Below are 10,079 nucleotides of genomic sequence, written 5' to 3'. Positions count from 1 at the left end.
AAACCGTTCGTCAAGGTTCGAGTCCTTGATCCTCTGCCAATGATTTAAAAATGAAGCTCCTGTTTAGGAGTTTTTTTTTTGCCTGAATTTCTAAAATTCAAATTATTTAAAGTCTTTTTTATATTTTTATTCAAGCATCTCATGCGTTCTAAGTGCTGATCTTTCTATTCTTCAACAATTTATCTAATTGGATGTAAGTTGTTGGTTAGGTAGGGGATATACTAAGTTTTAGTTGCACTATTAAGTTATTGTTTTTGGGTTTTTTATTATAATTTATAAAATTTTTCTCATAAAAAGCTTGAATAGAAATTTATTTCAGGTATCATGCTCTTAACTAGAAAAAAGTCTTGTTAGTAAATCTTCTTTAAAGTATCGTAGTTTTAGTCATAATCCTTCGTTTTTTAAGATCTTAACTCAATTTGTTATTCTTTTTTCAAAGTTATGTTAGTGTCATTATTAAATGATACTAAAATATTAGAAATCAGTAGGATATATCATGTCTAATACAGTAAGCGGTACAGTAAAATGGTTTAACGAAACTAAAGGTTTCGGTTTCATTCAACAAGACAATGGTCCAGACGTGTTTGCACACTTCAAAGAGATCTCTGGTTCAGGTTTCAAAACTTTGCACGAAGGTCAACGTGTAACGTTTACTGTTACTCAAGGTCAAAAAGGCCCAAATGCTGTAAATATTATTCCACAATAATATTTCAGTAAGAAAAAAAGCACTATTTAGTGCTTTTTTTTATTTTAGTCTTATAAAAGAAATTTTATTGTTCTTTTACAAGCTATAGAAGCCCTCTATAAGAGGGCTTTTTTGTTTTATACCTAATCGTTTATAAGCCTAATAAGTTTCGTTATTCTCTTATGGGATGTGTGTTTGGAGCATATATTGAATGTAGGGGTGAAATATAAATTATTAGGAAGAGATGTGTGTTAGATTGAAAAATCTTTAAATAAAGAAATTTTATATTTCACGGAATTGTTAATGAACGTTCGCCTGTGTTATGCCAGTCAACGAAACGAAAAAAATGAAGATTTATTGCAAGATTTACGTGATATTTTAACAGAAGCTAGAAATTTCAATGATTTGAATCAAATTTGTGGTGTGCTCTATTATGCTGATAATGCTTTCTTTCAATGTTTAGAAGGTGAACAAGAGTTAGTAGAGCGATTATTTGAAAGAATTAAAGATGATCAAAGACACTACAATGTTAAATGGTTGTGCACATATTCCATCGAGAAGAACTCTTTTCAGCGTTGGTCAATGAAATATGTACAGCGTAATACAAATATTGAATCTTTCTTTTTAAATATGGGAGAAACTAGTTTTAATCCCATTTGTCTTGATGAGCAAAATTTAAAAATTTTCTTAAATGAGTTATTACGTGCTGAACAAAGCAAAATTAATACAGTTAAGAAAGTAGGTATGGTTAAGCGTGGGGTGAACCCTTTTTAGCTATAACACCGATATGGATGGTCTTGAATTTGGGAATTATTTTAGTCATCACTAGATAGACAATGACTGAACTTGCGAGCATCCATATCACTTCTAAACTTTGACTAATTACAAACATTGCCCAGTAAAAAAAACTAAATAGGGCGAGACATAGTCCGCTACCTTTGAAATACCAAGTAATAAATATTCCAAAAAGTGCTGAAGAGAGAAGAAGGTTAATCGTCTCGTTCATTCCAATGTAATTAAAGAAAATAATCATTAAGCATAAAGCTAACATTGATAGTAAATATACAAATATATTTTTTGCAATAAACATTCTCTATACCCTATCTGATGATTAAAAAAAGATCTTTCCTCTGTTTCCAGAGGAAAGATGGTACATATTAATTTTTTGAGATTCTTTTTCTATTATTAAGAGTTTTTATATTAATAAAGATAACGTTACCGTTTCTCCAGATCTCTTCATTAATACTCAGCTTTCTATTTAATAGTAAAGAGTGCTTATATGTACTGAAATTAATTATAGGAAAAACAATTAGTTGTGTTGTACGTTTTGGCTTACATGGTTGTGAGAAATTACCTACATTTGTATAAAAAATAGACGAAATTTACAAAATAAGGTTTATTGAAAAATTATATTTAACAAATGGTTAGTTGGTTTTATTGTTAAGATTGGCTTTACATAAATAACAAAAAGTAACATCTAGTTGATGAAGATAATTTAAAAAATGAAGTTATGAGGTTATTTAATGAATGTTTGGTAAAAAGTTATTGGATTAAATTATAAGAATAAGTAATTTTTAATATGAAAAATTAATAATTAAGAAGATCCAATAATCCTCTTTTAAACTGAATACGATTTCATCTATGTATAAAATTTGCCAAGCAGGATACTAAACCAAATATCAAAGCACTGACTCCAATAATTTGAAAGAAGGTTGATAAACTTGCATTAAAATATAAGACAGAGATACTTCCAATAACAGCAGCAATGATCATTCTGATCGTACCTGCTAAAAGAGGGCCTAATAATCGTTTTGAACCTTGGCCTGCAAAATAAAGTGCCATACCAATACCTATCGCGCCATAAAAAGGCGCAACATGCTGCAAGTAATTTGTTCCAGTTAGAAGAACAGATGGATCATGACTAAAAAACCTAAGCCAAATGGAAGGAAAAATACTAAAGAAAAGTCCTATTGAACCAGTAATAAGAAACGTAATGAAAACCCCAATCCATGTTATACGGCGTGCTCTTTGAAATTGTCCAGCTCCATAATTAATACCAACCATGGCCATAATTGCTGAACCGATACCGAACATAAGTGGAACTTGTATGTAGTCTAATCGGGACGCAATACCGTACCCAGCGATTGCATCAGATCCAAATTGACCAACTAAGGTAGTTATGAGGACAACAGTTAAATTGAGTTGAATTATTCCAATAGCGGATAGTGAACCAATACCAAGAATATCTTTGAAAAACTTAAAATTGATAGGCTTGATCGATAATTTGATAATACTATGCGTTGTTCGCATGTGCTTAATTAAGCATATGATGGCAAAAATATAATAACTTAATACAGCGAGCCCAGCTCCGGCCACGCCAAATGAAGGAATGAATCCCCAGCCAAAAATAAAAATAGGTGATAGAGGTAAAAGTAGCACTCCACCTAGAAGTGTTATGCGTGCTGGGGTTTTTGTATCACCTGCACCGCGTAAAGCTGCTGAGAGTAAGGCTACAGCCCATATGAGAGGTGAACCAATAAAAATAATATTGGAATATTTTAGAGCAGCATTCAAAGCTAAGCCTGTAACCCCCATTAAGTGGTAGATCATGGGGGCAGCGCTGAGCATAACAATACTAAAAATTCCTCCCAAAAGGCCAGCAAGAATGACACCATGCCAGACAAGGGATTGGACATCTTCTGATTGACCTGCTCCAGAAGCTCGAGCAATTGCTGAGGCTAAACCTCCACCAAACCCACCATTTGCTAGCATTTGCATGAGCATAAGAATGGGGAACACAACGGCTACACCTGCCATTATGTCAGTTCCCAAAGAACTTACAAAATATGTCTCTAGTAATCCAATTAATGTTTGTACGAGTAGAACAGTTATGGTCGGCAATGCCAGTTTTAGCATTACTCGGGTAATTGGGCCACTTAAGATGGCATGATTTAAATCGTGTGTACCTAAAGACTGGCGTACGGATTGTTCTCGCATAACAGATTCTCGTTTTATGAATTATGTGCCTACAATTGAAATAGGGTTGTCTTAAAACTTTTGAGGTTGCCAGCCACCACCTAGTGATTTGTAAACTGCTACAGCTGCAAGGGCCGAATCAGTTCGTGCTTGAAGTTTTCTATCTGAAAATTGCAAAGCGTTTGATTCTGCTTGTAATACTTCTATTCGACTGTTAATTCCTTTCTGGTAAGCAATCAAAGCGATTTTCTGTGCATGCTTTAATGCATTTTCTCCATCTTGAAGAGCCATTAACTGTTCTTGTCGTTTGGACAAAGTTGATAATGAATTTTCTACATCTTCCGTCGCATGTAAGACGGCTAATTGGTAGGCTGCGAGCTTTTCGGCTTCTTGGCCCTTGGATAAGCTAATTTCTGCATTAATTCGACCAAAATCAAATAAGCGCCAACGCAAACCTAATAAGCCCGCAGCCTGATTTGCACCACTTGAAAATAAGTTTCCACTTGCTGTGGTTGCACTACCTATCAAACCGCCTAGAGAGACCTTTGGGTAATATTCTGCAATCGCACTGCCAATGCGTGCATTTGAAGCCGCCAATTGTCTTTCAGCCATGATGAGATCTGGTCGTCTACGTAAAAGATCACGAGGTGTTCCGGTTTCTGTAATCTGAGGAATAACCGGAATTGGTTTTACTTCTGCTAGTTCTGCTCGGTGAGTTCCCGGTACGGTTCCAAGCATGACGTCGAGGGCATTCATAGCAATGTCTAGATTCATTCCAAGAACAGGAACAATAGCTTGAACTTGAGCAACATTTGCTTTGGCTTGTTTGACTTGAAATTCAGAAGCTAAACCTTTGCTGTATAAAAGATTAATGGTTGAAAGAAGTTGTTGTTGGGTTTGTAATTGTTGATGGGCAATATCTAGTCGGGATTGTAAGCCGCGAATATTAATATAGATATTGGCAGTTTGAGCAGCGACCATTAAATGGACGGCTGAGGCTCCTGCGTTTGAAGACTGATAATTTGCAAGTGCAGCTTCACGATCTCTGCGAAGGCCTCCAAAAATATCTAACTCCCAAGTTGCACTTAAATTTGCTTCATAAGAACTACCATATCGGTCAAAATCTGGCATTGAATTTAAAACTTGCCCCAAAGGTGTTTCAACAGATTGGTAAACTTTAGCTGCTTGTGCGCCAACAGTACCTATTGGTTGTAAAGAGGCATTAACTGCCGATAATCCTGCCTGAGCTTGAGTCACTCGAGTATATGCTTGGGTCAAATCAAGATTTTGTTTTAATGCTAATGTGACATATCGAGTAAGTTGAGGATCGTTAAAACTTTGCCACCATACGGCAATATCTGCTTTGTTATTGTCATTTGATGAGTTTGAGGGTGTGCCAAGGTATTGCTCGGGTAGAGATATATTAGGGCGTTTATAATTAGGACCTACGGTACACGCAGTAAGAGTACTTACGATGATGGGTAGGAGAACGATAGATCTAGATAACATATTTCCCCCGAGGCGAGATTTTGAATAACAGTTTAATTGTGACTATAATACAAATTAGTCACTAGTTGTCAATATCATTTCGCAAGAGTTAAACTGCCACTTCCAGATAAAGGTTTAAATTGAAAATATGAGTAAAGAAAAAAGTAGTTATCCTGTTTCAAAGCGAGGACCAGAAGATCATGATGTAAGAGATCAAATCCTGACTGCCGCTACAGAGCATTTCAGCCGCTATGGTTATGAGAAAACTACAGTTTCTGATCTCGCAAAATCTATAGGTTTTTCTAAAGCTTATATTTATAAATTTTTTGAATCTAAACAGGCAATTGGCGAAATGATTTGTGCCAATTGTTTACGTGAAATTGAAGATGAAGTTAATACAGCTATTAATGAAGCTGAGTATCCCGCAGAAAAATTAAGGGTGTTATTTAAAGTAATTGTTGAAGCAAGCCTTCGTTTATTTTCTCAAGAGCGTAAGCTTTATGAAATTGCCGCTTCTGCTGCTTCTGAGAAATGGGATGCTACAGTCGCTTATGAGAGTCGAATGAATAATTTACTACAAAATATTATTCAAGAAGGTCGTCAATCTGGGGATTTTGAAAGAAAAACTCCAATTGATGAAGCAGTTAAAGCTATTTATTTAGTCATGAGACCTTATCTGCACCCACTACTTTTACAACATAGTATTTCATATAACACCAATGCTCCAGTCTTGCTTTCTAGCCTTGTACTAAGGAGTTTATCGCCATAATAGATTTGTGACTATTGACTAAATTGGTCACTTGATTAAAAATGAGTCTCCTGATTAATTTCTTAAGGGGGGCTCACATATGCTTTATCGTCGCCTTATTCCATTTACTGCAATATGTATATTTCCGTTTTTCTTGCTCGGTTGTGCTGAAAATACGCAATCTGACCCCCGTACTTCTGCGCCATTAGTACGAGTCGCAACTGTACAAGACGAAATCACTTCTGATTCAAGAGCATTCACAGGCACGATAGGGGCACGGGTAGAAAGTGATCTGGGTTTTCGTGTCTCTGGTAAAGTGATCAAACGATTTGTTGAAGCAGGGCAGACAGTAAAGCGCGGTCAGTTACTGATGCGTATTGATCCGGTCGATTTAGAACTTGCTGCCAAAGCCCAACAAGAAGCTGTGGGTGCAGCCAAGGCCCGTGCAGAACAAGCAGAGAAAGATGAAGCTCGATATCGTGATTTGCGTGGGAGCGGGGCTATTTCTGCTTCTGCCTATGATCAGATTAAAGCAGCAGCGGATACGGCGAGAGCGCAGCTCAGTTCGACTCAAGCTCAAGCTAGGGTTGCATTAAACGCGAGTCATTATGCCGATTTAATTGCGGATGGTGATGGTACGATTATGGAAACACTGGTCGAACCAGGTCAGGTTGTCAGTGCGGGCCAAACAGTCATTCGCTTAGCTCATTCTGGTCAAAGAGAAGCAATTATTCAGCTTCCAGAAACATTACGTCCTGCAATAGGCGCCATTGGTCAAGCCACACTATTTGGTAAAGAAAATATAAATGTCCCAGCTAAACTTAGACAATTATCAAATACAGCAGATCAACTCACTCGTACTTTTGAAGCCCGTTTCGTCTTAGAAGGTGATTTAGCAAATGCTCCTTTAGGTTCAACGGTTACTGTACGTATTTCCAATCAAAATCAGAGTTCACAACATTTTTTACAAGTGCCAGTCGGTTCCTTACTTGATAAGGGTAAGGGAGCTGGAGTCTGGGTAATTAATGGAAAAACTCAGAAAGTAACGTGGCGTCCTGTTGTTGTTAAACAGCTTAATGATGAATATGCCTATGTCACTGGCAATATTCAAAGTGGAGATCGAATTGTTGCCTTAGGTGCGCATTTGCTTCGAGAAGGTGAGTTGGTACGTATTGCCTCACAAGCGAGTCATCCTTCAGTTGGAAATGAAGGGGACCACTCATGAATGAAAAAGGTTTTAACTTATCGGCCCTTGCTGTGCGTGAACGCGGTATCACGCTATTTCTGATTTTTTTGATTTCAATTGCTGGCATCGTTGCTTTTTTCAAGTTAGGTCGAGCCGAAGATCCAGCTTTTACAGTGAAGGTTATGACCATTGTGACAGCTTGGCCTGGAGCAACTTCTCAAGAGATGCAAGATCAAGTTGCTGAAAAAATCGAAAAACGGATGCAGGAGCTGCGTTGGTACGATCGAACAGAAACTTATACTAGACCCGGCTTGGCTTTTACGACACTGACTTTACTTGATAGTACCCCACCATCACAGGTTCAGGAGGAATTTTATCAGGCGAGGAAGAAAGTAAATGACGAGATGAGCAACTTACCTGCCGGTGTAATTGGACCACTTGTTAATGATGAATATGCAGATGTAACTTTTGCTTTATATTCATTAAAGGTAAAAAATGAAGCACAAAGATTATTGGTACGTGATGCAGAAACAATTCGACAGCAATTACTTCATGTGCCGGGCGTAAAGAAAGTCAATATTATTGGTGAGCAATCTGAACGTATCTATATTGAATTTTCACATGAGCGTTTGGCAACCCTAGGCGTAAATCCGCAAGATGTATTTGCTGCGCTGAATAATCAGAATGTGCTTACTCCCGCGGGTTCTATTGAAACTAAGGGTCCTCAAGTTTTTGTCAGATTAGATGGTGCTTTTGACAAGTTACAAAAAATTCGTGACACCCCGATAACGGCTCAAGGTCGCACCTTGAAATTGTCAGATATTGCGACCGTTAAACGCGGCACTGAAGATCCTGCAACATTCATGATTCGTAATGGTGGGGAACCGACCTTACTGTTGGGCGTGGTGATGCGCGAAGGATGGAATGGCTTAGATCTTGGTAAATCATTAGAGAAAGAAGTCGGATCGATTAACGAAGATTTACCTTTAGGCATTAGTTTAAACAAAGTGACTGATCAGGCGGTCAACATCAGCTCATCGGTAGATGAGTTCATGATTAAGTTCTTTGCAGCATTACTTGTAGTCATGTTTGTAAGCTTTATTAGCATGGGATGGCGTGTTGGTGTCGTAGTTGCTATGGCTGTACCACTCACATTAGCTATTGTTTTTGTAGTGATGCTGGCAACGGGTAAAAACTTTGACCGAATTACACTTGGCTCTCTTATTCTTGCTTTAGGGCTTTTAGTTGACGATGCCATTATTGCGATTGAAATGATGGTCGTAAAAATGGAAGAGGGCTTTAGTCGTATAGCAGCTTCCGCCTATGCATGGAGCCATACGGCAGCACCGATGCTTTCAGGAACATTAGTTACCGCTGTTGGGTTCATGCCAAATGGTTTTGCTCGATCTAGTGCGGGTGAATATACCAGCAATATGTTTTGGATTGTTGGTATTGCACTTATTGCCTCATGGGTTGTTGCTGTAGTTTTTACACCTTATTTGGGTGTGAAAATGTTGCCTGATTTTAAAGAAATTGAAGGTGGCCATACTGCAATTTATGACACACCACGATATAACCGTTTCCGTCAAATTCTTGAACGTGTGATTGCGCGTAAATGGATTGTTGCCGGTAGTGTAATCGGCCTATTTGTTTTAGCCGTCGGTGGAATGGCATTGGTGAAAAAACAATTTTTCCCAATCTCTGACCGACCTGAAGTGCTTGTTGAAGTACAGATGCCTTATGGAACATCGATTACGCAAACAAGTGCTGCGACAGCAAAAGTTGAGGCTTGGTTATCTAAGCAACATGAAGCAAAGATTGTGACATCGTATATTGGTCAAGGTGCACCTCGTTTTTATTTTTCGATGGGGCCTGAGTTACCAGATCCATCCTTTGCCAAGATTGTGGTACGAACTGACAATCAAGAAGAACGTGAAGCCTTAAAACACCGCTTAAGACAAGCTATTTCAAATGGACTTGCGACTGAGGCACAACTACGTGTAACACAACTTGTGTTTGGACCCTATTCGCCATATCCAGTAGCTTACCGAGTTTCAGGTCCTGATCCAGAAAAATTACGTGTGATTGCAGTTCAGGTTCAGCAAATTATGAATGCTAGCCCAATGATGCGAACTGTAAATACGGACTGGGGAACTCGTGTGCCAGCCCTACATTTCACATTGGAACAAGACCGTCTACAAGCAGTTGGTCTCACATCAAGTTCAGTCGCACAGCAATTACAGTTTTTGTTAACTGGTATTCCAATTACATCTGTGCGTGAAGATATTCGTACAGTGCAAGTTGTTGCCCGTTCAGCAGGTGATATCAGGCTAGACCCTGCAAAAATTGGTGATTTCACACTCACGGGAGCAAATGGGCAACGTATTCCTTTAGCACAAATTGGCAAAATTGAAGTTCGCATGGAAGAACCTGTCATTCGTCGTCGAGATCGGGTACCAACGATGACCGTTCGTGGAGATATTGCTGATGGATTACAACCACCGGATGTATCTACTGCAATTACCAAACAGCTTCAACCAATCATTAAAGATTTACCAAAGGGTTATCAAATTGTAGAGGCGGGTTCTATTGAGGAGTCAGGTAAAGCCACTAAAGCCATGCTTCCTATTTTTCCAATCATGTTGGCAATGACGCTACTCATTATCATTCTTCAAGTGAGATCTATTGCTGCAATGATTATGGTGTTTTTAACCAGCCCGTTGGGATTAATCGGCGTTGTGCCAACGCTTCTGTTATTTCAGCAGCCCTTTGGTATTAATGCATTAGTCGGGTTGATTGCATTGTCTGGAATCTTGATGCGTAACACGCTCATCTTAATTGGACAGATTCAGCAAAACAAAGAAGCTGGGCTTGATCCGTTGAATGCAGTGGTTGAGGCCACAGTACAACGTGCCAGACCTGTAATTTTGACAGCTTTAGCAGCTATTTTAGCTTTCATTCCTCTGACTCACTCAGTGTTTTGGGGAACGCTTGCT

Annotated in this window: 8 protein-coding genes; 5 read left to right on the top strand and 3 right to left on the bottom strand. The window is 38.4% G+C overall.

The annotated features are described in order from the left end of the window. The first annotated feature begins 496 nt into the window (after window positions 1–496). Together UC75_RS06490 and UC75_RS06485 are read left to right on the top strand one after the other, a co-directional pair. Window positions 497–706 carry a cold-shock protein gene (locus UC75_RS06490; protein ID WP_003650775.1) on the top strand — a complete coding sequence of 70 codons (210 nt, stop codon included), beginning with the start codon at window positions 497–499 and terminating at the stop codon, window positions 704–706. 282 nt (window positions 707–988) lie between these two features. Beyond that, window positions 989–1,459 carry an AnBLUF65 family BLUF photoreceptors gene (locus tag UC75_RS06485; RefSeq protein ID WP_049837076.1) on the top strand — a complete coding sequence of 157 codons (471 nt, stop codon included), beginning with the start codon at window positions 989–991 and terminating at the stop codon, window positions 1,457–1,459. On the opposite strand, the gene UC75_RS06480 is transcribed toward UC75_RS06485, so the two are convergent. From UC75_RS06480 to UC75_RS06470, 3 genes are all read right to left on the bottom strand, one after another. After that, complete coding sequence (locus UC75_RS06480) at window positions 1,434–1,775, bottom strand: hypothetical protein (protein ID WP_049837075.1); 342 nt, start codon at window positions 1,773–1,775, stop codon at window positions 1,434–1,436. The genes UC75_RS06485 and UC75_RS06480 overlap by 26 nt on opposite strands. Window positions 1,776–2,320: 545 nt before the next feature. After that, the gene (locus UC75_RS06475) at window positions 2,321–3,682 is read right to left on the bottom strand and encodes an MATE family efflux transporter (protein ID WP_049837074.1); all 1,362 of its coding nucleotides are present in this window, start codon (window positions 3,680–3,682) and stop codon (window positions 2,321–2,323) included. A gap of 51 nt (window positions 3,683–3,733) precedes the next feature. Then, window positions 3,734–5,170, bottom strand: coding sequence for an efflux transporter outer membrane subunit (locus UC75_RS06470; RefSeq protein WP_049837073.1), 1,437 nt, complete (start codon window positions 5,168–5,170; stop codon window positions 3,734–3,736). Window positions 5,171–5,297: 127 nt separating this feature from the next. Between UC75_RS06470 and UC75_RS06465 the strand changes: the two genes are divergently transcribed. From UC75_RS06465 to UC75_RS06455, 3 genes are all read left to right on the top strand, one after another. Beyond that, complete coding sequence (locus UC75_RS06465; RefSeq protein ID WP_049837072.1) at window positions 5,298–5,918, top strand: TetR/AcrR family transcriptional regulator; 621 nt, start codon at window positions 5,298–5,300, stop codon at window positions 5,916–5,918. Between the two features lie 79 nt (window positions 5,919–5,997). Then, the gene (locus UC75_RS06460; RefSeq protein ID WP_049837071.1) at window positions 5,998–7,122 is read left to right on the top strand and encodes an efflux RND transporter periplasmic adaptor subunit; all 1,125 of its coding nucleotides are present in this window, start codon (window positions 5,998–6,000) and stop codon (window positions 7,120–7,122) included. Next, a partial coding sequence (locus UC75_RS06455; RefSeq protein ID WP_228137137.1) for an efflux RND transporter permease subunit occupies window positions 7,119–10,079 on the top strand: 2,961 nt, incomplete at its 3' end. The genes UC75_RS06460 and UC75_RS06455, both read left to right, overlap by 4 nt.

Source organism: Acinetobacter sp. V2 (assembly GCF_001188385.1).
Taxonomy (GTDB): domain Bacteria; phylum Pseudomonadota; class Gammaproteobacteria; order Pseudomonadales; family Moraxellaceae; genus Acinetobacter; species Acinetobacter oleivorans.
This window is presented reverse-complemented; position numbering and strand designations above follow the sequence as displayed.

Bases quoted from the DNA above. Each gene is read 5' to 3' on its own strand.
- UC75_RS06475 (WP_049837074.1), bottom strand. From the start codon at position 3,682: ATGCGAGAACAATCCGTACGCCAGTCTTTAGGTACACACGATTTAAAT.
- UC75_RS06460 (WP_049837071.1), top strand. From the start codon at position 5,998: ATGCTTTATCGTCGCCTTATTCCATTTACTGCAATATGTATATTTCCG.
- UC75_RS06490 (WP_003650775.1), top strand. From the start codon at position 497: ATGTCTAATACAGTAAGCGGTACAGTAAAATGGTTTAACGAAACTAAA.
- UC75_RS06465 (WP_049837072.1), top strand. From the start codon at position 5,298: ATGAGTAAAGAAAAAAGTAGTTATCCTGTTTCAAAGCGAGGACCAGAA.
- UC75_RS06485 (WP_049837076.1), top strand. From the start codon at position 989: ATGAACGTTCGCCTGTGTTATGCCAGTCAACGAAACGAAAAAAATGAA.
- UC75_RS06470 (WP_049837073.1), bottom strand. From the start codon at position 5,170: ATGTTATCTAGATCTATCGTTCTCCTACCCATCATCGTAAGTACTCTT.
- UC75_RS06480 (WP_049837075.1), bottom strand. From the start codon at position 1,775: ATGTTTATTGCAAAAAATATATTTGTATATTTACTATCAATGTTAGCT.